At 72.9% G+C, this 24,390-nt stretch carries 5 protein-coding genes; 1 reads left to right on the plus strand and 4 read right to left on the minus strand.

What is annotated here, in order from left to right:
• The first annotated feature begins 143 nt into the window (after window positions 1–143).
• Window positions 144–1,088, plus strand: a complete 945-nt coding sequence (locus tag ABT053_RS37730) for an acyltransferase domain-containing protein (protein WP_350975906.1) — start codon at window positions 144–146, stop codon at window positions 1,086–1,088.
• Window positions 1,089–1,163: 75 nt separating this feature from the next.
• Here ABT053_RS37730 and ABT053_RS37735 read toward each other — a convergent pair whose 3' ends face one another.
• The 4 genes from ABT053_RS37735 to ABT053_RS37750 are packed head-to-tail and all read right to left on the minus strand — an operon-like array spanning window position 1,164 to window position 24,389.
• On the minus strand, window positions 1,164–3,689 hold the full coding sequence (locus tag ABT053_RS37735) for a cytochrome P450 (protein ID WP_350975908.1): 2,526 nt from the start codon (window positions 3,687–3,689) through the stop codon (window positions 1,164–1,166).
• Between the two features lie 2 nt (window positions 3,690–3,691).
• Window positions 3,692–5,167, minus strand: a complete 1,476-nt coding sequence (locus ABT053_RS37740) for an FAD-dependent oxidoreductase (protein WP_350975909.1) — start codon at window positions 5,165–5,167, stop codon at window positions 3,692–3,694.
• Entirely contained in the window at window positions 5,164–8,454 is a 3,291-nt protein-coding gene (locus ABT053_RS37745; RefSeq protein WP_350975910.1) for a type I polyketide synthase, read from the minus strand. Before ABT053_RS37745 ends, ABT053_RS37740 begins: the two co-directional genes overlap by 4 nt.
• Window positions 8,451–24,389 (minus strand): SDR family NAD(P)-dependent oxidoreductase, encoded by a 15,939-nt coding sequence (locus ABT053_RS37750; protein ID WP_350975912.1) that lies wholly within the window; start codon window positions 24,387–24,389, stop codon window positions 8,451–8,453. Before ABT053_RS37750 ends, ABT053_RS37745 begins: the two co-directional genes overlap by 4 nt.
• Window position 24,390: the final 1 nt, after the last annotated feature.

Genomic DNA, 24,390 nt, shown 5'->3' on the forward strand with positions numbered 1-24,390 from the left:
TGCCTCGGTCCGCCTTGGTCATCTCAGACCGCCTCGGTCCGCCTCAGTCCGCATCGGTTGCCGAGGTGGAGCTCCCCGGGCCGCGGCCCCTCGCCACCGCCCTCTCGCCGCCGGTCTTCGCGCGGGCCGGTAGGATCGTCCGCGTGGATCTGGACGCCACCGCCGCCCGGCTCGGGGTGCCCCTCGACGACGTCGACCGCGTGCACCGGCTCGCCGGTGACCGGCCGTCGGCCCCGCTGCCCGCCAAGGCCGACGCGCCCGCGATCCTCGACCGGCTCGCGGTGCCGCCGGACGACGCCGCCGAGATCATGGCGGGCTGGCCCGACCCCGGTTCCCCGCTGTGGACCCCGGAGCTGCGCTGGCTGCTCGACCGCTCGATCGCCCTGGTCCGCGCCGATCTCGGGGGCCACGGCTGGCTGCCGCCCGGTCCGGAGCTGCCGCGCGAACGGGGGCCCGCCTGGCGGCATCTCTACGTGTACGCGTACCTGGCCCTGACCGGCGTCGTCATCGAGTACCACCGCGACCACGGCGTCGCCGACGCCGTGTCGTGGGCGACCCTCGCGGACCTGGGCCGCAACCTCGCGGTCGACCGGCGGATGCGCCGCGAGGGCTGGCCGGTCATGCAGAGCTGGCTGACGCTGCACGCGCGCGGCGCCATCTACGAGCTGGGCCGGTTGCAGTACCACCGTGGCGGCGCCACCATCGACCTGCACATCCCCGAGTCGGGGCCGATGACCCCGGAGGCGGTCGCGGCGTCGCTCGACGAGGCCCGCGCGTTCTTCCCGCGTCACTTTCCCGGCGAACGCTACTCGGCGTTCTCCTGCGGCTCGTGGCTGCTCGACCCGCAGCTGCTGGAGTACCTGCCCGAGGACTCCAACATCGTCCGGTTCCAGCGGAGGTTCGAGCTGGAGCCCTACGAGGAGCCGGAAGGGCTGGACGCCGACGTCGAGGTGCTGCGGTTCGTGTTCCGCAGCCTGACCACGCCGCTCGACGAGCTGCCGCGCCGTACCGTGCTCCAGCGCGCGATCGTCGACCACCTGAAGTCCGGCCGCCACTGGCGGATCCGCCGCGGCCACTTCCCGATCTAGCCACGCCCCGGCCCTGTCCCGTCCTCGCCGTACACGGCGAGGACGGGACAGGGCCGCTTCACGCTCACTCCATGATCACTTCAGGACGACGGGGAGCTCGGCCAGCCCGCGTACCACCATGCCCTCGTTGCGCGCCGGGTTCTCCTCGGCGAGCCGCATGTCGAGCCGCGCCAGCGCGCCCACCGCCACCTGGGCGGTCACCCTCGCCAGCGGCGCGCCGATGCAGTAGTGGATGCCGTGGCCGAAGCCGAGGTTGCGCGCCCCGGAGCGCCGGGTCAGGTCCAGCTCGTCCGGGTTCTCGTAGACCCTGGGGTCGCGGGAGGCCCCGCCGAGCACGAGCAGCAGGGTCTCCCCCGCCTTGACCGGGGTGTCCCCGACCCGGGTGTCCTCCAGCACCAGCCGGGAGATCATCTGGGTCGGCCCGTCGAAGCGGAGCAGCTCCTCCACCGCCCCGGCGACCTCCCCCGGGTTGTCGCGCAGCCAGGCGAGCTGGCCGGGGTTGCGCAGCAGGGCGAGCACGCCGTTGCCGATGAGGTGCACGGTGAGCGCGTACCCCGCGCTGATCAGCAGGGTGCAGGTGGTGACCAGCTCGCTCTCGGTGAGCTTGTCGCCCTCCTGCTCCGCGGCCACCAGCGCGCTGATCAGGTCGTCCGCGGGCTCGGCGCGCCGCTGGGCGGCCAGTCCCGCGAAGTAGCGGTTGAACCGCTCCCGCCCGCCCTGGCGCTGGCCCACCTGGTCGCGGGTGAGCACGAAGTCCGGGTCGAGGCCGCGCCCGATGGCGGTGGACCAGGCGCGGAACTCCTCCAGGTTGTCGGCCGGGACGCCCATCAGCTCGGCAAGCAGGATGCTGGGCAGCGGGTGGGCGACCGCCTTCATGAGGTCGACGGGGCCCGTCGTCCCGGCCTCGCGGGCCTCGGCGACCAGCTCGGCGACCAGCTGCTCGGCCCTGGGCCGCAGCCCCTCCACCACCTTGGCGGTGAACGCCTTGCTCACCAGGCCCCGGAGCCGGGTGTGGTCGGGCGGGTCCATGAAGGCGAACTGCCGTACCGGGTTGCCCTCGGCGTCCTTGGCGAAGTGGTCGGCCACGAGGTGGCCGTCACCCCAGCCGTTGCGGGGGTCGGCGAGCGCCTCGGTGACCTCGGCGTGCCCGGTCACGACCACGGTGCCCGCCGGGGTGCGCACCACGGGCCCCTTCTCCGCGATCCGCCGGTAGATCGGGTACGGGTCGTCGCGGAAGGCCGGGTCGAACGGGTTGAACGGCAGCATCTGCGAGATGATGTACTGCCCGGCCTGCTGCGGCAGGGACGAGGGCGGCAGCTCCGCCGCGGCGGGCGCGGGCACGGCGCTCACGCCCTCGTAGGCCACCGGCATCCGCAGGATCACGGTGTGCTTGTTGTCCTTGGCCCACTCGACGGGGCCGGTGAGCCGGATCCGCTCCACCCGGTCGAGCAGGGCCTCCAGGACGAGCCGGACGTCGAGCCGTCCCATCTGCTCGCCCATGCAGCTGTGACTCCCGAAGCCGAAGGCGAGGTGCGGGTTGTGCGCGCGGCGGATGTCGAAGGTGAACGGGTCGTCGAACACGGTCTCGTCCCGGTTGGCCGACGCCCACCAGAAGGTCACCTTGTCCCCGGCCTTGATCTTCGCGCCGCGGAACTCCACGTCCCGGGTGGCCGTCCGCCGGTTGTACGGCGTGGGCGAGGCCCACCGCAGGATCTCCTCGATGGCCCCGGGCAGCAGGGAGCGGTCGGCGCGGAGCGCCTCCCACTGGTCGGGGTGCTCGGCGAGGGCGAGCAGGCCCAGCGCGATCGCGTTGCGCGGCGGCTCGGTGCCGGCGCCGAGCGTCAGGTTGAAGAACACCTCACGCTCGTACTGGCCCAGCGGCGGCTGGCCGGAGCCGGCCGGGATCTCCGCCCGGCCCACGGCCGACATCAGGTCGGCCTCCGGGGCCGCCTGCTTGCCCTTCAGCACGCCCGTGCCGTACTGGTAGAGCGCCAGCCGGGCCATCTGCGAGCGCTCGTTGTCCTCGCCCGCCTCCCGGTCGTCGAAGCCGGTGCTGACGTCCACCCACCCCAGCAGCGCGTCCCAGTCCTGGCGGGGCGCGCCGAGCAGCCGCAGCGCCGACTTGATCGCGAACTGCCCGGCGATGTCGCCGATCAGCTCGCCCTCGCCCTTGGCCACCGCGTCGGCCACCACGGAGTCGGCCAGGGCGCGCAGCTCGGGTTCGACGGCCGCCAGCGTGTCGCCCGTCGCGCCCGGCCGGACCTGGTCCTTGATCAGCTGGTGGCGCGGGTCGTCCATCATGTTGAGCAGCGTCCCGGCGTGCACCCCGGGGGCGAGGTCGTCGATGTGCGTGCCGCCGCCGGTGCGGCCGCCGCCTCCTTGGGAGGAGAAGACCGGGTCGTGCGCGGCGGCGACCATGTCCTCGTAGCGGCTCAGCACCCAGAAACCCTCGCCGTCGGCGGTCTTGCCGGGCGGGTGGAACAGGATGCCCTCCTCCCGGCGCAACCTCGTGAAGACGTCGTGCGGGAAGCCCTCGGCGTATCTGCTCCGGTCCGACAGGTCGAAGCCGCCGAGGACCGGGGGGAACTCTTCGGATGACATGGCTATCGCTCCAGGGTGGGAGTGGGGAGGATCCGCTTCAGTGCGCGGACGAGCGGGACGAAGTCGGTCTCCCGGCCGGCCGCGGCGACGTAGCCGTCGGGACGCAGCAGGACGAACCCGCTGCCCGCGGTGGTGCGGTGGCGGTGCGTGACCAGGGCGGACTCCTCCTCGGCGAGCTCGCGCCCGCGGCGGCTCATCGTGCCGTCCGCCGGGCCCATGCTGACGAGCTGGAAGCGCCCGATCGGGTCGGGGTCGGGTTCGAGGGGCCACGCGGGGCTGCGGGAGCCCGGTGCGGGCAGGCCCTTGGGCGTCTTCTGGCCCGCCAGGCCGAGGGCGTCGGGATAGCGCACCTGCCATCCGGCGAGCATGGGGACCAGCTGCCTGGCCAGCACGCCGGTGCGGTGGGCCAGGCTCATGAGCGTGTTGCGCACCACGAGGGCCACCGGCCCGAGCACCGCGTTGCGGGTCATCCTGCTGGTAGCCGCGACGGTCTGCTCGGCCGCCGCGCGCCGCTCGGCGTCGTAGCTGTCCAGGATCTCCGGGGCGTACCTGCCCTCGATCACGCCGGCCAGCTTCCACGCCAGGTTGCGCACGTCGGCGAAGCCGAGGTTGAGGCCCTGCCCGCCGGTCGGGGTGTGCACGTGCGCGGCGTCGCCCACCAGGAAGCAGCGGCCGGCGCGGAAGGTGTTGGCGACGCGCTCGCTGCTGGTGAAGACGGAGACCAGCGTCACCTCCGTGAAGCGCAGCCCGCCGGGCCCGCGCTCGTCCAGCATGCGCTGCGCCGTCTCGGGCGTGACGACGGTGTCACCGGCGTTCAGGGTGCCGGAGATGCGGGCCTTGCCGCCGGGCAGCGGCGCGATGAGCATCACGCCCGTACGGCCCAGGTAGTAGTTAACCGAATCGGTGTCGAAGGCGCCCTCCAGCGGGCCCTCGGCGATCAGGAACGAGGTGGGGACCTGCTCGCCGGGGAACACGATGCCGAGCTTCTCGCGGACCGTGCTGTGGTGGCCGTCGGCGCCGACGAGCCAGTCCGCCATCAGGACGACCTCGGTGCCGTCGGCCCGGCGCGCGGTGGCCGTGACGGAGTCGGGGCCGGTGACCAGGCCGGTCACCCGCAGGCCGCGTTCCACCGTGCCGCCAAGCCTGCGCAGCTCCTCCTCCAGCAGCTCGCCGGTGTCCTGCTGGGGCAGCACCAGCGGCGCGTGGTGGGAGTCCAGCGGCAGCCGCAGCACGGTGCCCGGCGCGGTGTGGTAGCTGAGCGCCTGGACGGCCAGGCCCCGCTTGTCCGCCTCGGCGCGCAGCCCCAGCCCGTCGAAGAGCTCCAGGGAGTACGGCCACAGCAGCACCGCCCGCGACCCGGTGGCCCCCTCCTCCTCGGCGTCCACCACCGTCACCGCGACGCCCCGGCGGGTCAGCTCGACCGCCGTCATGAGACCGCAGGGCCCGGCCCCGATGATCAGCACCTTGCTCGTGTTCATCTCTCTCGCACCTCTGGCACCGTGGGGAGGCCCGCCAGCAGATGCCGGGCGAGCGCTCTGGGGGTCGGATGTTCGAAAACCAGGGCCACCCGTAGCGGCAGCCCGGTGGCCCGGCTCAGCCGGTTCCTGAGCTCCATCGCCGTCAGCGAGTCGAGCCCGAGGTCGGGAAGGGGGTGGTCCGCGCCGATCGTGCCGGGGGTGTCCAGCCGGAACACGGCGGCGGCGTGGGCGCGTACCAGGTCCAGCAGGACCTCTTCTCGCCCGTCGCGGTCGAGCCCGGCGAGCCGCTCGGCGAGGGCGGCCTCCTCGGCGGGGTCCTGTGTGAAGTCCGTCCCGAGCGCGCGGGCGGTGTACCCGGCCGACAGCCAGTAGCGCCGCGACTCGAAGGGGTAGGTCGGCAGGTCCACCCGGCGGGCCGGGGTCAGCACCCGCGTCCAGTCGACCCGCGCGCCGTGGACGTGGGCCCGCGCGGCGGAACGCAGGAAGTCGTCCGGTCCCGCCTGGTCGCGCCGCAGGGTGGGCACCACCGCCACCTCGGCGCCCACCGCCTCGGCGCTCTCCTGGACGCCGACGGACAGTACCGGGTGGGGGCCGCACTCAACGAACAGGGTGTGCCCGTCGCCGAGCAGCGCCCCGACCGCGTCGGCGAAGCGGACCTGCTCGCGCAGGTTGCGGTACCAGTACGCGGCGTCCAGGCCGGTGGTGTCGGCGGGCCGCCCGGTGACGGTCGAGTAGAACGGCACCTCGGACGCCTTGGGCACGATCGGCGCCAGGTCGGCCAGCAGCCGGGAGCGGACGGCCTCGACCTGCGGCGAGTGCGAGGCGTAGGCGACCCGGACCGTCCTGGCGCGCACCCCGTCGGCCTCGCACCCGGCCAGCAGCCCGGCCAGCGCGTCCGTGTCCCCGGCGACGACGACGGAGGCGGGGCCGTTCACCGCGGCGAGCGAGAGGCGGCCGTCCCAGCGGGCCAGCAGTCCGGCCACCCGCTCGGCGGGGAGCGCGACGGACAGCATGCCGTACCCGCCGGTCAGCCCGGCCAGCGCCGCGGACCGCAGCGCGACGACCCTGGCCGCGTCGTCGAGGGACAGCGCGCCCGCGACGGTGGCGGCGGCGATCTCGCCCTGCGAGTGGCCGGCCACCGCGGCCGGGAGCACGCCCAGCGACCGCCACAGGCCCGCCAGCGAGACCATCACGGCCCACAGCGCGGGCTGGACGACGTCGTCCCGGTCCAGGCCGGGCGCGCCCTCGTCACCCCGGAGCACACCGGTCAGGGACCAGTCCACGTACGGGGCGAGCGCCTCGGCGCAGCGGGCGATCTCCTCGGCGAACACCGGGGACGCGCGCAGCAGCTCGGCGCCCATGCCCGGCCACTGCGCGCCCTGCCCGGAGAAGACGAACGCCACCCGGGCTCCGTCCGATGGCGCCACGCCCTCGACGACGTCGGCGGAGGGCCGCCGCCCGGCGAGCGCGTCCAGCGCGTCCAGCGCGCGGCCGAACCGCTCCCGTCCCGTGCCGACGAGGACGGCCCGGTGCTCGAAGGAGGCGCGGGTGGTGGCCAGCGACCAGGCCACGTCCGCCACCGCCGTGTCCGCCGTGTCCGTCGCGTCCACTGTGTTCGCTGTGTTCGTTTTGGTCGCCGCGTCCGGTCCTTCCCGTCCGTTCTGTCCGTTCTGTCCGTCCGGCTCGTCCAGTTCGCTCCGGCCGTGGTGCTCGGTCAGGTGCGCGTGAAGGCGGGCGGCCTGCGCGCGCAGCGCGGTGGCACTGCGCGCCGACAGCACCCAGGGCACCGGGCCGCCGTACGCCCGCCCCGTCCCGGGTGCGACGTCGGCGGGAGACGCCGAGGTGACCGGGCGCGGGACGGCGGCGGGGGCGGTGAGGGGCGGTGCGGCGGGGGCGGGGGTGTCCGCCGGGGGTTCTTCGAGGATGGTGTGGGCGTTGGTGCCGCTCACGCCGAAGGAGGAGATCCCGGCGCGGCGCGGTTCGTCGCCCCGGGGCCAGGGGCGCGACCCGGTGAGCAGGGCGACGGCACCGGAGGACCAGTCCGCCTGCGGCGTGGGCTCGTCGACGTGCAGCGTGCGCGGCAGGACGCCGTGCCGCATCGCCATCACCATCTTGATCACCCCCGCGACACCGGCCGCGCCCGCGCTGTGGCCGATGTTGGACTTGATCGAGCCGAGCCACAGGGGCCGGTCCGCGGGACGGTTCTCGCCGTAGACGGTGAGCAGCGCCTGGGCCTCGATCGGGTCTCCCAGCGGGGTGCCCGTGCCGTGCGCCTCCACGGCGTCCACCTGGCCCGCCGCCAGCCCCGCGCCCGCCAGCGCGGCGCGGATCACCCGCTCCTGCGAGGGGCCGTTGGGCGCGGTCAGGCCGTTGGAGGCGCCGTCCTGGTTGACCGCGCTGCCCCTGATCACGGCCATGACCTGGTGACCGTTGCGACGGGCGTCCGAGAGCCGTTCCAGCAGCAGGACACCCACCCCCTCGGCCCAGCCGGTACCGTCGGCGGACGCGGCGAAGGACTTGCAGCGCCCGTCCGGGGCCAGCCCCCGCTGACGGCTGAACTCCACGAACCCCGCGGGGATTGACATCACCGCCACACCGCCCGCGACGGCGAGCGGGCACTCGCCCAGCCTCAGCGACTGGCAGGCGAGGTGCAGGGCCACCAGGGACGCCGAGCACGCGGTGTCCACGGTGATCGCGGGCCCCTCCCAGCCGAAGCTGTAGGACAGCCGGCCGGACAGCACGCTGGCCGCCACGCCGGTCATCTGGTAGCCCACGACGTCCTCGTCCGCCGACTGGAGCAGCGCGCCGTAGTCCTGGCCGCTGGAGCCGATGAAGACGCCGGTGTGGCCGCCGCGCAGCGTGCCCGGGTCGATGCCGGCGCGTTCGAGCAGCTCCCAGGAGGTCTCCAGGAGCAGCCGCTGCTGCGGGTCCATGGCCAGCGCCTCGCGCGGGGAGATCCCGAAGAACGCGGCGTCGAAGTCTCCCGCCGTCTCCAGGAACCCGCCCTCGCGGACGTACGACGTGCCCGGGTGGTCGGGATCGGGGTGGTAGAGCGCCTCCATGTCCCAGCCCCGGTCCTCGGGGAAGGGCCCCACGGCGTCCACCTCGCCCGCGACCAGCTCCCACAGGTCCTCGGGGGAGCGCACGCCGCCGGGATAGCGGCAGCTCGCCGCGACGATCGCGATGGGTTCGTACCGCCGCTGCTCCAGCTCGTGCAGCCGTCGGCGGGTCTCGTGCAGCTCGACCGTGGCACGCTTGAGGTACGCGCGCAGTTTGTCCTCGTTCACAGCCCGGGGCCTCCCTCGCCGAATTCCGCGTCCAGCAGCCCGAAGAGCTCGTTGTCCGAGGCCTCCTCGACCAGCTCGGCCATGCTCCGCGGCCCGGTGTCGGCCGGGTCCCCGGTCAGTTCCGCGACCAGCGTCCGGAGCCGTTCCGTGAGGCGCAGCCGTTCCGGGTCGGCCGTGTCGAGCGCGCCGAGCGTGGCGGCCAGGGAGTCGAGCCCGGCGTCGATCGACGGCCCGGCCGCGGGGTCCAGCCTGCTGTCGAGATAGGCGGCCAGCGCCTCCGCGTTCGGATGGTCGAAGGCCACGGTCGCGGGCAGTTTCAGGCCGGTGGCCGCGGCCAGCCGGTTGCGCAGGCCGACGGCCGCCAGCGAGTCGAAGCCGAGGTCGAGGAAGGGCCGCGCCGGAGGGACCGCGTCGGGGGAGTCGTGGCCGAGCGCCGCCGCCGCCTCGGCCCGGACGACGCGCAGCAGCCGCTGCCGCCGCTCCCCCTCGGACAGTCCGGCGAGCCGTGTCACCAGCTCGGGGGACCGCCCGTCGCCGGGCTCCTTCGCGGCCTCGCCCAGCGCCAGCCGTACCTCGGGAAGCTCGGAGATCAGCGGGCGGGCCCGCAGTGCGGTGAACACCGGGGCGAAACGCGCCCAGTCGACGTCGGCGACCGTGAGGGTGGCCCGGTCCTCCTCGATGGCCTGCCACAGCGTGGCCAGGGCGGCCTCGGTCGCCATGGCGGTCACCCCCCGGCGGCGGAGCTGGTCGCGCCGCTCGGCGTCCGCCTGCCCCGGCTCCTCCCAGAGCCCCCAGGCGACCGAGGTCGCGGTCAGGCCGAGCGCCCTCCGGCGCGCGGCGAGCGCGTCCAGGGAGGCGTCGGCCGCGGCGTAGGCGCCCTGGCCCGCGCCGCCCCACACGCCTGCGACGGAGGAGAACAGCACGAAGGCGTCGAGGTCCCGGCCGAGGAGCGCGTCGTGCAGGTTCGCGGCGCCCGCCGCCTTCTCCCCGAGCGCTCCGGCGAGAGCCGGTACGTCGAGGTCGGCGAGCGCGGCCACCCCCGGCACGCCCGCGGCGTGGAAGACGGCGGTGAGGTCGGGCACCGTGCCGAGCAGTTCCCCGACCGCGCGCCGGTCGGCCAGGTCGCACCCGACGACCGAGACCCGCCGCGCGCCCAGCTCTCCCAGCTCGGCCACCAGCCGGTCCACGCTTCCGGTTCCGATCTCGGTTCTGGTTCCGGTTCCGGCCTCGGTTCCGGTCCCGGGAGCGTCGGCGGGGCGGGGCGGTGGCGTGTGCTCTCCGGCTCCGGCCGGAAGAGGCCGTGGCGGGTGCCCGGGAGCGTCGGCGGTGCGGGTCAGCAGCAGGTGTTCGGCGCCCTCGGCCGCCAGGCGGCGGGCGACGGCCGCGCCGAGGCCGTCGGTGCCACCCGTGACGAGGACGGTCCCCGTGGGCCGGAAGTCCCGCCGCCGCACCGGCGCGGCCGCGCGGACGAGGCGGCGGACCAGTGGGCCCGCCGGGCGGATGGCGACCTGGTCCTCGGCGCCGCCGTCGATGCTCCCTGACTGGCTCTCCGACGGGTTTCCCCTCGTGCCCTCTCCCAGAGAACCCGCCAGAACACGGATCAGGTGGTCGGCCTCCCGGTGGCCGAGCGACTCGGGAAGGTCGACCAGGCCGCCCCAGAGTCGTGGATACTCCAGCGCGACCGCGAGGCCGAGCCCCCATGTCTGCGCCTGGGCGAGGGACCCGGCCCCCCTGGACACGCCGACGCCGGTCCTGGTGCCGGGGCCGGTCCTGGTGCCGCCCGCGCCGGTCCCGTCCACATCGGTGGTGCCGACATCAGCCCGGTCCGCATCGGTACCGCCGACATCGGTCCGGTTGACGCCGGGCCGGTCCATGCCGGTCCGACCCGTGTAGGTCCCGTCCACGTCGGTCCGATCCACGTCGGTCCGGCTCACATCGGTACCGCCGAGGTCGGTGGCGCCCCGGGTGGCGAGCCACAGGGGGGCCGTCACTCCGGCCGCGTCGAGTGCCTTGACCAGGTCGAGCGTGCGGACCAGCCCGCGCGGGACGATCGGGTGGGACGGATGCGGCTCCTCGTCGAGCGCGAGCAGGGACAACACCCCGCTGATCGTCCCGGCGTCCGCGGGCAGGCGGGGGGCGTCCGCGGAGATCCGCACCACCTCGGCCCCATGCCGTCGTACGGCGGCCTCGCAGGCATCGGCCAGCGGCTCGCCCTCGGTGGCCGCGAGCAGCCAGGTGCCGCTCAGCACCGGTGTGCCGGTCTCACTCACCGGCCGCCACTCGACCCGGTACCGCCACGTTCCGGCCCGCTCGGCGGGAGGCGTCCGGGGTGGTTCGAGCCAGTAGCGCTGCCTTTGGAAAGCGTAGGTCGGCAGGTCCACCCGCCTGCCGCGTCCGCCGAGCACGGCCGCCCAGTCCGGCAGAGCGCCCCGCGCGTAGGCCGTCGCGACGGCGGTGTACAGGGCCGTCACCTCGGGTCGTTCTCCGCGCAGTGCCGGGACGAACAGGGCATCGTCCACCGAGTCCTGGCCCAGCGCCGACAGCACCCCGTCCGGGCCCAGCTCGACGAACGTCTCCACCCCCTGGGAGTGCAGGTAAGCCAAGCCATCGGCGAACCGCACCGCCTCGCGGACGTGTCGCACCCAGTAGTCGGCGGAGAAGACGCTGACCGGTTCACCGGTCAGGTTGGAGATGACCGGGATCGAGGGGGGATGGTAGGTCACGGCCTGAGCGACCTGGCGGAAGTCCTCCAGCATCGGCTCCATCAGGGGAGAGTGGAAGGCGTGACTGACCCGCAGGCGACGGGTCTTACGGCCCTGGGAGGTGAAATAAGCGGATATTTCCGTTACCGCGCTCTCGTCGCCGGAGATGACGACCGCCTGCGGGCCGTTCACCGCCGCCACCGAGACCGTGCCAGGGAGAAGGGGCAGCACCTCGGCTTCGGTGGCCTGCAACGCCACCATCGCCCCACCTGCAGGGAGGGCCTGCATCAACCGGCCCCGCGCCACCACCAGACCAACCGCGTCCTGCAGTGACATCACCCCGGCCACATGGGCGGCCGCCAGCTCACCGATCGAATGTCCCAGCAGGAGATCCGGTCGCACTCCCCAGGATTCCAGCAGCCGGAACAGCGCCACTTCGATGGCGAACAACGCGATCTGGGCGTTCTCCGTCCGATCCAGCACACCCTCTCGCGAGGAGAAGACCACCTCCTTCAACGACCCGTCGAAATGCTCATCGACCTCGTCGAAGGCGGTCGCGAACACCGGGAACGTCTCATACAGCTCGCGGCCCATCCCCACCCGCTGAGCACCCTGACCGGTGAAAAGAAACCCCAGCCCACCCGAACCGGCCAACCCAGAGATCACCCCGGCCGAAACGCCCCCCGCCGCCAGCTCCGCCAGCCGACCCACCAGCTCATCCCTGCCCCGCCCGACCACCACGGCCCGGTGCTCCAACACCGCACGACCCGCCACCAGCGAATGCGCCACATCTACAGCCGACAGCCGCGAGGCCTTTGCGTAAGCCCCCAGCCGCTCGGCCTGTGCACGCAACGCCGAGCCGCTCTTGGCCGACAGCGGCCACACCACCACCTCACCGTCCTCGACGGGAGCGGGCACGGGCGCCTCGGCCGGGACGGCCTCCACGATGACGTGCGCGTTCGTGCCGCTGATCCCGAACGACGACACCCCCGCCCGCCTCGGACGACCCGTCTCCGGCCACGGCACGGGTGAGGTCAGCAGCGACACCGCGCCCGACGACCAGTCCACGTGCGGCGACGGCTCGTCCACGTGCAGGGTGGGCGGCAGCAGTTCGTGCCGCATCGCCATCACCGACTTGATCACGCCCGCGACCCCGGAGGCGGCCTGGGTGTGCCCGATGTTCGACTTCACCGATCCGAGCCAGAGCGGCCGTTCGCGGTCCCGGCCGTAGGTGGCCAGTAGCGACTGGGCCTCGATCGGGTCTCCCAGCGGCGTGCCGGTCCCGTGTGCCTCGACCATGTCGATGTCACCGGGCGTGAGGCCCGCGTCGGCCAGCGCGCGGTGGATCACCCGCTGCTGGGAGGGGCCGTTGGGCGCGGTCAGGCCGTTGGAGGCGCCGTCCTGGTTGACCGCGCTGCCCCTGATCACGGCCATCACCTGGTGACCGTTGCGACGGGCGTCCGAGAGCCGCTCCAGCAGCAGGACACCCACCCCCTCGGCCCAGCCGGTACCGTCGGCGGACGCGGCGAAGGACTTGCAGCGCCCGTCCGGGGCCAGCCCCCGCTGACGGCTGAACTCCACGAACGTGCCCGGCGTCGCGAGGACGGTCACACCGCCCGCCAGCGCGAGCGAGCACTCGCCGTGCCGCAGCGCGCGGCAGGCCAGGTGCAACGCCACCAGCGAGGAGGAGCACGCCGTGTCGATGGTGACCGCGGGCCCCTCCAGGCCGAAGGTGTAGGCCAGCCGCCCGGAGGCGACGCTGCCCGCGGTGCCGGTCCCGAGGTAGCCCTCCAGCTCACCGGGGACGGCGGGCAGCAGGGTCCCGTAGTCGTGGTACATCATTCCGGCGAAGACGCCCGTGTCACTGCCGCGCAGCGACAGCGGGTCGATGCCCGCCCGTTCGAAGAGCTCCCACGTGGTCTCCAGCAGCAGCCGCTGCTGGGGGTCCATCGCCAGCGCCTCGCGCGGGCCGATCCCGAACAGTTCGGCGTCGAACCGGTCGGCGTCGTAGAGGAACCCGCCCTCTCGCGTGTAGCTGGTTCCCGGCGTGTCCGGGTCGGGGTCGTACAGCGCGTCGAGGTCCCAGCCCCGGTCGGCGGGGAACAGCGAGATCGCGTCGCCACCGGAGGCCAGCAGCTCCCAGAGATCCTCGGGGGACCGTACGCCGCCGGGATAGCGGCAGCTCATGGCGACGATCGCGATCGGCTCGTCCACGGCGGACGCCCGTACGGCGGGGACGGAGGTGGCGGGCGTGCCGGACAGCTCGGCCGTCACGAAGGCGGCCAGCGCGGCGGGGGTGGGGTGGTCGAAGACCAGCGTGGCGGGCAGTCGCATGCCGGTGGCGGTGTTCAGCCGGTTGCGCAGCTCGACGGCGGTGAGCGAGTCGAGGCCCAGCTCGGAGAACTTGCTCCCCGGCGGCACGCCGTCCGGCGTGGGGTGGCCGAGCACGGCGGCCACCAGGGAGCGGACGGCTTCGAGGGCGATCCTCGCGCGCTCCCCCTCCTTCGCCGCCGCCAGCCGCCGGGCCAGCGTGGTCTCACCCGTCGTACGCCGGGGACGGCCCCGGACCAGCCCGCTCAGCAGGGCCGGGACGTCACCGTCGCGGAGCGCGGCGGTGTCCAGCCGTACGGGTACCAGGAGGGCCTCGTCCGTCGCGAGGGCGGCGTCGAACAGCGCCAGCCCCTCACCGGAGCTCAGCGTCGCCCGTCCGGTCGCGGCGGGACCGGAGCCCATGCCGTGTTCCCACAGTCCCCAGGCCAGGGAGGTCGCGGGCAACCCTTCGGCCCTGCGATATGCGGCGAGACCGTCGAGGAAGGCGTTCGCCGCCGCGTAGTTGCCCTGCCCCGCGTTGCCGAAGGTCGCCGACGCCGAGGAGAACAACACGAACGCGGTCAGCGGCATCTCCCGGGTCAGCTCGTGCAGGTGCCAGGCGGCGTCCGCCTTCGGCGCGAGCACCCGGTCGAAACGCTCGGTGGTGAGCGAGGTGAGGACCCCGTCGTCGAGGACGCCCGCCGCGTGCACCACGGCGGTCAGCGGCCGGTCGAGACTCTCCAGCAGCACACTCAACGCCGCCCGGTCGCTCACGTCGCAGGCCGCGACCGTGACCCGGGCGCCCAGCGCCGCCAGCTCCCCCTCCAGCTCGGCGGCTCCCTCGGCGTCGCGGCCCCGCCTGCCGACCAGCAGCAGGTCCCGCGCGCCGTGCTCGGTGACGAGGTGGCGGGCCAGCAGGCCGCCCAGCGCCCCCGTACCGCCGGTGACCAGCACCATGCCCTCACCCCAGGACGGCCCATCCACCACCCCGGCACCGGCCCGCACCAGCCTGGGCGCGTACACCACACCATCACGCACCGCCACCCCCGACTCCCCCACCGGCAACACCTCCGGAACCTCACCCCCCTCCGCCGCTACGTCCACCACCGCGAACAACCCCGGAAACTCCACCTGCACCGACCGCATCAACCCCCACACCGCCGCCGCCACCGGATCCACCCCCTCACCCGGCCGTACAGCCACCCCACCACAGGTCACCACCACCAACCGCGACGACGACGACCGCACATCCTCAACCCACCCCCGCACCACCCCCAACACCTCACCCAACACACCCCGCACCCCCGACAGCACGTCCCCCTCACCATCCGCACCGACCCGCACCACCGCCCCCGGCGACACCACCTCACCACCCACCACCGGCACCCACCCCACCCGGAACAACGAGTCGGGGGTCTCGCGCAGCCGTTCGGGCGCGAAGGGGCGCAGGGCGAGCCTGCCGATCGTGGCCACCGGCTCACCCGTGTCACCGGCCAGGACGAGGGACACGGCGTCCGCGCCGTCCGGGGTCATCAGCACGCGCAACGACCGCGCTCCCGTACGGTGCAGCCGTACCCGGTCGAAGGCGAACGGCAGCCTCCCCTGTTCGGTACCCGGCAGCAGACCCAGCCCGGCCGCGTGCAGGGCGGCGTCGAGGAGCGCCGGGTGGACGCCGAAGCCCTCCACGTCCAGCTCCTCGGGCAGGGCCACCTCGGCGTAGAGCCGGTCGCCGTCCCGCCAGGCGGCTCGCAGCCCCCGGAAGGCGGGACCGTAGTCGAGCCCGGCGGCGGCCATGTCGTCGTACAGCCCGTCCACGTCGATCTCGGCGGCTCCCGGCGGGGGCCATGCCGTCAGGTCGGCGGTCTCCTCCGCCTCCTCCGCACCGCCGACGGCCAGCGTGCCCCGCGCGTGCCGGGTCCACGGGAGGTCCTCCGACGCGCCCTCCTCCCGGGAGAAGACGCCCAGGGGCCGCCGTCCCGTACCGTCCGGCGCGCCCACCGACACCTGCAACAGCCGCGTCCGCGCCTCCGGCAGGAGCAACGGCACCTCCACGACCAGCTCGTCGAGCGTGTCGCAACCGACCTGGTCCCCCGCGTGCAGGGAGAGCTCCGCCAGCGCGGTGGCGGGGACCACGGTGAGACCGGCCACGAGGTGATCGGCGAACCAGGGCTGAGCCCCCGCCGAGAGCCGTCCGGTCATCACCACGCCGTCGCCCTCGGCCAGCGGTGTCGTCACGTCCAGCAGCGGATGCCCGGCCGACGGCGCCGACCTCGACGACAACCAGTAGTGCCGGTGCTCGAAGGGATAGGTCGGCAGGTCCACGAGCTTCCCGCCGCTGCCTGTCTGGTACGCCTTCCAGTCGACTTTCGCACCGGCTACGAACGCTCTCGCCAGTGCGGTGACCAGGCTTTCGACCTCCGGCCTGCCCTTGCGCAGCACCGGGAGGAACACCCCCTCCTCACCCAACGCCGACAGCACACCGTCCGGACCCAGCTCGACGAACGTCTCCACCCCCTGGGAGTGCAGGTAGGCCAGGCCATCGGCGAACCGCACCGCCTCGCGAACGTGCCGCACCCAGTAATCGGCGGAGAAGGCGGCGACCGGTTCGCCGGTCAGGTTGGAAACCACTGGGATCGAGGGGGGATGGTAGGTCACGGCCTGAGCGGCCTGGCGGAAATCCTTCAGCATCGGCTCCATCAACGGTGAATGGAAGGCATGACTGACCCGCAGACGACGGGTCTTACGGCCTTGGGAGGTGAAATAAGCGGATATTTTCGCCACCGCGTTCTCGTCGCCGGAGATGACGACGGCTTGCGGGCCGTTGACCGCCGCCACCGAGACCGTGCCAGAAAGGAAAGGGAGCACCTCGGCTTCGGTGGCCTGCAGCGCCACCATCGCTCCACCAGCGGGTAGGGCCTGCATCAACCGGCCCCGCGCCACCACCAGACCAACCGCGTCCCGCAACGACATCACCCCGGCCACATGAGCCGCCGCCAACTCCCCCACCGAATGCCCCAACAGGAGATCCGGCCGCACCCCCCAGGACTCCAACAGCCGGAACAACGCCACTTCGATGGCGAACAACGCAATCTGAGCGTTCTCCGTCCGATCCAGATCCGCACCCGACGAAGCGAACACCACCTCCCTCAACGACCCACCGAAATGACCATCGACCTCATCAAAAACAGTCGCGAACACCGGGAACGCCTCATACAACTCCCGGCCCATCCCCACCCGCTGCGCACCCTGACCCGTGAACAAAAACCCCAACCCACCCGGACCGGCCAACCCAGAGACCACCCCGGCCGAAACACCCCCCGCCGCCAGCTCCGCCAACCGCCCCACCAACTCATCCCGATCCCGGCCCACCACCACCGCCCGGTGCTCCAACACCGCACGACCCGCCACCAGCGAATGCGCCACATCCACAGCCGACAGCCGCGAAACCTTCACGTACAGCCGCTCGGCCTGCGCGCGCAACGCCGACTCGCTCTTGGCCGACAACGGCCACACCACCAGCCCGGACTCCTCAACCGGGACGACGACCTCCTCTTGCGCGGGTGCCTCTTCCACGATCACATGTGCGTTCGTGCCACTGATCCCGAACGACGACACCCCCGCCCGCCTCGGACGCCCCACCTCCGGCCACGGCACGGGTGCGGTCAGCAACGACACCGCGCCCGAGGACCAGTCCACGTGCGGCGACGGCTCGTCCACATGCAATGTGGGCGGCAACACCCCATGCCGCATCGCCATCACCGTCTTGATCACACCCGCCACCCCAGCAGCGGCCTGCGTGTGACCGATGTTCGACTTCACCGACCCCAACCACAACGGACGCTCCCGATCCGAACCGTACGCAGCCATCAACGCCTGCGCCTCGATCGGATCACCCAACCGCGTCCCCGTCCCATGCCCCTCCACCACATCCACACCCGACGCCACCACCCCCGCATCCACCAACGCCTGACCGATCACCCGCTGCTGAGAAGGACCATTCGGCGCCGTCAACCCATTCGACGCCCCGTCCTGATTCACCGCCGAACCCCGCACCACCGCCAACACCCGACGACCGTTACGCACGGCGTCAGAGAGACGTTCGACGACGAGCACCCCCACCCCCTCACCCCACCCCGTACCGTCCGCAGCCCCCGCGAACGACTTACACCGACCGTCCACCGCCAGCCCCCGCTGACGACTGAACTCCACGAACATGCCGGGGGAGGCCATCACCGTCACTCCGCCGACGAGGGCCATCGAGCACTCCCCCTGCCGCAGCGCCCGCATCGCCCAGTGCAACGCCACCAGCGACGACGAACACGCCGTGTCCACCGTCACCGCCGCCCCCTCCAGGCCGAACGTGTAGGCGAGGCGTCCCGACATCACGCTCGTCGCACCGCCGGTCAGCAGGTAACCGTCCGATCCCTTGTCCGCCTGGTCGTAGCGGGGGCCGTACTCCTGGTACATGCCGCCGACGAAGACCCCGGTGTCGGTGCCGCGCAGGGACGAGGGGTCGATCCCGGCCCGTTCGAACGCCTCCCAGGAGGTCTCCAGCAACAACCGCTGCTGCGGGTCCATCGCCAGCGCCTCACGCGGAGAGATCCCGAAGAACCCCGCGTCGAACTCCCCCGCCTCGTGCAGGAAGGCCCCCGACCGCGCGTACGACGTGCCCGGGCGGTCGGGGTCGTCGTCGAAGAGGGCGTCCAGGCTCCAGCCCCGGCCGGTGGGGAAGTCCGAGACCGCGTCCCGGCCCGAGGCCACCAGCTCCCACAGCTCCTCCGGGGAGGTGACCCCGCCGGGGAGGCGGCAGGCCATGCCGACGATGACGATCGGATCGTCGTCCACCGGACCGGCCGGGGCCGGAGCCGTGGTCGGGGCCGGGGTCGTGCCCAGCAATTCCTCGCGCAGGAAGGTCGCCAGGCCGGCCGGGGTCGGGTAGTCGAAGACCAGCGTGGCGGGCAGCCGCGTGCCGACGGCGGCGCCCAGCCGGTTGCGGAACTCCACGGCCGTCAGGGAGTCGAAGCCGAGGTCCTTGAACCCGTTGTCGACGCCGACCGCCTCCGGTGAGGAATGGCCGAGCACCGCCGCGACGTGTTCGCGTACCACGCCGAGGAGGGCGCGCCCGCGCTCCGGCTCGGTCATGGCGGCCAGGGTCGCGGCGAACGTGGTGCCCGGGTCCGCCCGCCTCGCCACCCTGCGCGCGGGGGTCCTCACCAGGCCGCGCAGCATCGCGGGGAGGTCGTCGGCGCGGTCGCGCAGGGCGTTAAGGTTCAGTTTCGTCGGCACCAGGACCGGCTCGTCCACGGTCAGGGCGGTGTCGAGGAGTCTCAGCGCCTCCGCCGAGGATAACGCACCGAACCCCGCCCGACCCATCCGCGCCAGATCACCCTCACCCAACCCACCCGTGATCCCACTCCGCTCCCCCCACAACCCCCACCCCAGCGAAACCCCCACCAACCCCTCAGCCCTACGACGCGCGGCAAGACCGTCCAGGAACGCGTTCGCCGCCGCGTAGTTCCCCTGCCCCGCGCTCCCCAGCGTCCCCGACGCCGAGGAGAACAGCACGAAGAACGACAGGTCCAGGTCTCGCGTCAGCTCGTGCAGGTACCACGCGGAATCGGCCTTCGCCCGCAGCACCCCGTCCAGCCGCTCTCGCGACAGGGAGCCCACGACGCCGTCGTCGACGACCCCCGCCGCGTGCACCACTCCCGCCAGGTCGGCGCCGATCCCCTCGACCACCGCTCGCAGCCGTTCCCTGTCACCCACGTCGCAGGCGGCCACGCCGACCTCGGCCCCCAGCCCCCGCAACTCCGCCACCAGCTCCGGCACGCCCGCCGCCCGCTCACCGCTCCGGCTCGCCAGCACCAGGCGGCGCACCCCGTACGCCTCCACCAGATGCCGCGCCACCACGGCGCCGAGCGCCCCCGTCCCGCCGGTGACCAGCACGGTGCCGTCGGGGTCGACCGGCCTGGGCAAGGTGAGGACGACCTTGCCGACATGCCGTGCCCGGCTGACGAGGCGGAAGGCGTCGGGTGCCCGCCGTACGTCCCAGGTGTCGATCGGGGGGAGCCGCAGCGCGCCGTCCGCGAAGAGGGCGAGCACGGCGGCGAACATGCGCCGGACCAGTTCCGGCTCCGCGCGCATGAGGTCGAACGGCAGGTAGTCGGCCGCGATGTCACCGGGGTCGCGGAGGTCGGTCTTGCCCATCTCCAGGAACCGGCCGCCGCGCGGGAGCAGCCGCGCCGAGGCGTCCACGAAGTCTCCGGCGAGGGAGTTCAGCACGACGTCGACACCTCTGCCGCCGGTGGCCTCCAGGAACCGCCGTTCGAAGTCGAGGGTGCGCGAGGAGGCGATGTGCGCGTCGTCGAAGCCCAGCCCGCGCAGGACGTCGTGCTTGGCGGGGCCCGCCGTGGCGAACACCTCCGCGCCGAGGTGCCGGGCGAGCTGGACGGCGGCCGTGCCCACCCCGCCCGTGGCGGCGTGCACGAGCACGGCCTCGCCGCGCCGCAGACCGGCGAGTTCGACCAGGCCGTAGTACGCGGTCAGGTAGGCGATCGGCACCGAGGCCGCCTGCTCGAACGACCAGCCGTCCGGGATGCGCGTGACCACCCGGTGGTCGGCGACCGCGCTCGGGCCGAACGCCCCGCCGAACAGGCCGAACACCCGATCGCCCGGCGCCGTACCGGTGACTTCGGGGCCGACCTCGGTGACGACGCCCGCGCCCTCGCCGCCGAGCGGCACGTCGTCGGGGTACATGCCGAGCGCGAGGAGCACGTCGCGGAAGTTGAGCCCGGCGGCCCGCACCCGGACGCGCACCTGCCCCGGCGCGAGCGGTCCGCCGTCGTGGGCCGCGAGCACCAGGTTGTCGACGCTGCCGCGAGGCGAGACGTCCAGCCGCCAGTCCCCCTCCCCGGCGGGCGGCAGCAGCCCGTCGTACGAGGCCAGGGTGGCCAGGCGGGGCACGTACACCTCGCCGTCCCGGATGGCGAGCTGCGGCTCACCGGTCGCCACGGCCCGCGCCAGCGCTCCGGGGTCGTCGGTGTCCGTGTCGACCAGGATGATCCGGCCGGGATGCTCCGCCTGGGCGCTGCGGATCAGCCCCCACACCGCGGCGCCCGCCGGTTCGCCGGGCATGACGGCCCCCCGGGTGACGACGACGAGCGGCTCCGGGCCGTCGTCCTCCAGCCACTCCTGTACGGCGGCGAGGGCCCGGCCGGTCGCGGCGCGGGTCACCGCGAGGAGATCGTCCCCGGAACCGCCGCCTACCGTCACGGTCCCGCCGGTGTCGATCGTCACGATCCGGCCGGCCGGGCCGGTCCGCGTGCCGTCGTCCGCCACCGGAACCGCCTGCCATTCGAGCCGGTACAGGGAGTCGTGGCGGGTGGGGGACGGCCCGGACGCCGTGGCGTCGCCGACGGGCCGCATGACCAGCGCCTTGACCGAGGCCACCGGCGCTCCGGTGCCGTCGGCCATCTCCATCGACAGCGTGCCGTCTCCGGTGGGCGTCAGCCGTACGCGCAGGGCCGAGGCACCGGAGGCGTGCAGACGCACCCCCTCCCAGGAGAACGGCAGCCGGGTCTCGGCGGTGTCGTGCACCGCCGCGAGGGCGTGCAGGGCGGCGTCGAGCAACGCGGGGTGCAGACCGTAACGGCCGGCCTCCGCGTCCTCCCCCAGATCCACTTCCGCGTAGACGGTCTCCCCGGCCCGCCAGGCGGCCCGCAGCCTCCGGAAGGCGGCGCCGTAGACCAGCCCCCTGTCCGCGAGCGACTCGTAGCAGCCGTCCAGGTTCACCGGCCGCGCCCCCGGCGGCGGCCACACACCGAGATCGGCCACCGGTACGGCGGACGTGCCGGATCCGCCGGAGGAGAGTACGCCTCCGGCGTGGTGCGTCCAGTGGTCCTCGCCCTCAGGCGATCCGTACACGCCGACCGTGCGGCGTCCCTCCCCGTCCGAGGCGCCGACGAGGATCTGCACCTGCACACCGGTGGAGGCGGCGAGGGCGAGCGGGGCGTGCAGGGTCAGCTCGTCGAGCCGGTCGCATCCGACGTGATCGCCCGCCCGGATGACGAGCTCGACGAACGCGGCACCGGGGAGAAGCGCCGTACCGGCCACGGCGTGATCGGCGAGCCAGGGCTGCGCCTGGGTGGAGAGCCGCCCGGTCAGCAGGAAACCGTCCCCGTCGGCCAGCGACACCGCCGCGCCCAGCAGCGGATGATCCGCCGACCCCAGACCCGCACCCGCCAGATCGGCCGACCCCGACGGCAGCAACCAGAAACGCTCACGCTCGAAGGGGTAGGTCGGCAGGCCGACGAGCTTCCCGCCGCTGCCTGCCTGGTACGCCTTCCAGTCGACTTTCGCACCTGCTACGAACGCTCTCGCCAGTGCGGTGACCAGGCTTTCGGCCTCGGGCCGTTCTCCGCGCAGTGCCGGGAGGAATACCCCCTCCTCACCCAGCGCCGACAGCACACCGTCGGGGCCCAGCTCGATGAACGTCCGCACGCCGTGGGAGTGCAGGTAGGCCAGGCCATCGGCGAACCGCACCGCCTCGCGGACGTGTCGCACCCAGTAGTCGGCGGAGAAGGCGGTGACCGGTTCACCGGTCAGGTTGGAGATGACCGGGATCGAAGGGGGATGGTAGGTCACGGCCTGAGCGACCTGGCGGAAGTCCTCCAGCATCGGCTCCATGAGGGGTGAGTGGAAGGCGTGACTGACCCGCAGGCGACGGGTCTTACGGCCCTGCGCGGTGAAATAAGCGGATATTTCCGTTACCGCGCTCTCGTCGCCGGAGATAACCACCGCTTGCGGGCCGTTGACCGCCGCGACCGAGACGGTTCCGGGCAGGAGGGGCAGCACCTCGGCCTCGGAGGCCTGCAGCGCCACCATCGCTCCACCTGCGGGAAGCGCCTGCATCAACCGGCCCCGCGCCACCACGAGATTGGCCGCGTCCTGCAGCGACATCACCCCAGCCACATGAGCCGCCGCCAGCTCACCGATCGAATGTCCCAGCAGGAGATCCGGCCGCATCCCCCACGACTCCAACAGCCGGAACAGCGCCACTTCGATGGCGAACAACGCGATCTGAGCGTTCTCCGTCCGATCCAGCACCCCGTCTCGCGAGGAGAAGACCACCTCCTTCAGCGACCCGTCGAAATGACCATCGACCTCGTCGAAAGCGGTCGCGAACACCGGGAACGTCTCATACAGCTCCCGGCCCATCCCCACCCGCTGAGCACCCTGACCCGTGAACAAAAACCCCAGCCCGCCCCGCCCGGCCGTCCCCGTGACGACACCGTCTCCAATGCCCCCTGCGGCCAGCTCCGCCAGCCGACCCACCAACTCATCTCTATCCCGACCGACCACCACCGCCCGGTGCTCCAACACCGCACGCCCCACCACCAGCGAATGCGCCACATCCACACCCGACACCGCCGAAGCCTTTACGTAAGCCCCCAGCCGCTCGGCCTGCGCGCGCAACGCCGACTCGCTCTTGGCCGACAACGGCCACACCATCAGCCCAGAGTCCTCACCGGGGACGACATCCTGGGCGGGTGCCTCCTCCACGATCACGTGCGCGTTCGTACCGCTGATCCCGAACGACGACACCCCCGCCCGCCTCGGAAGATCCACCTCCGGCCACGAAACCGACGACGTCAGCAACGACACCGCACCCGAGGACCAGTCCACGTGCGGCGACGGCTCATCCACATGCAACGTGGGCGGCAACACCCCATGCCGCATCGCCATCACCATCTTGATCACACCAGCCACCCCAGCGGCAGCCTGCGTATGACCGATGTTCGACTTCACCGACCCCAGCCAGAGCGGACGCTCACGGTCTTGCCCGTAAGCGGCCATCAACGCCTGCGCCTCGATCGGATCACCCAGCGTGGTACCGGTCCCGTGAGCCTCGACCGCGTCCACCTCCGACGCCGTCACCCCCGCATCCGCTAACGCCTGACCGATCACCCGCTGCTGAGACGGACCGTTCGGCGCCGTCAACCCGTTCGACGCACCGTCCTGATTCACCGCCGAACCACGCACCACCGCCAACACCCGACGACCATTACGCACAGCATCGGAGAGACGCTCCACCACGAGCACCCCGACACCCTCACCCCACCCCGTACCATCCGCAGCCCCCGCGAACGACTTACACCGACCGTCCACCGCCAGCCCCCGCTGACGACTGAACTCCACGAAGGTGTCCGGGGAGGCCATCACCGTGACACCACCGGCCAGCGCGAGGGAGCACTCCCCCCGTCTCAGTGACTGGATCGCCAGGTGCAGCGCGACCAGCGAGGAGGAGCAGGCGGTGTCGATGGTGACGGCCGGGCCCTCGAAACCGAACGTGTAGGCGACGCGGCCGGTGGCGACGCTGGCCGCGTTGCCGTTGCCGATGAAGCCTTCGAGCTCTTCGGGGACGGACCTCAGCCGCGAGTGGTAGTCGTGGTACATCAGGCCGGTGAAGACGCCCGTCCTGCTGCCTTTGAGGGTGGCGGGCGCCATACCGGCGTTCTCCATCGCCTCCCATGAAGTCTCCAGCAGCAACCGCTGCTGCGGATCCATCGCCAGCGCCTCACGCGGAGAAATCCCGAAGAACCCCGCGTCGAACTCCCCCGCCTCATACAGAAAACCCCCCGACCGCGCGTACGACGTACCCGCACGATCAGGGTCGTCGTCGAACAACCGCTCCAGATCCCACCCACGGTCCACCGGAAACCCCGACACCGCGTCCCGGCCCGAGGCCACCAGCTCCCACAACTCCTCCGGAGACGACACCCCACCCGGGAAACGACACGCCATCCCCACGATCGCGACGGGCTCGCGGTGCTGCTCCTCGACCTCCCGCAACCGCCGCTGCGCGTCCTGGGCCTCGGTGATCGCCCGTTTGAGGTAGGTGCGGAGTTGCTGCTCGTTCGACATG

Source organism: Streptosporangium sp. NPDC002524 (assembly GCF_040295985.1).
Lineage (GTDB): Bacteria > Actinomycetota > Actinomycetes > Streptosporangiales > Streptosporangiaceae > Streptosporangium.

Coding starts and splice junctions, on each gene's coding strand:
- ABT053_RS37735 (WP_350975908.1), bottom strand. CDS start 3,689: ATGTCATCCGAAGAGTTCCCCCCGGTCCTCGGCGGCTTCGACCTGTCG.
- ABT053_RS37740 (WP_350975909.1), bottom strand. CDS start 5,167: ATGAACACGAGCAAGGTGCTGATCATCGGGGCCGGGCCCTGCGGTCTC.
- ABT053_RS37750 (WP_350975912.1), bottom strand. CDS start 24,389: ATGTCGAACGAGCAGCAACTCCGCACCTACCTCAAACGGGCGATCACC.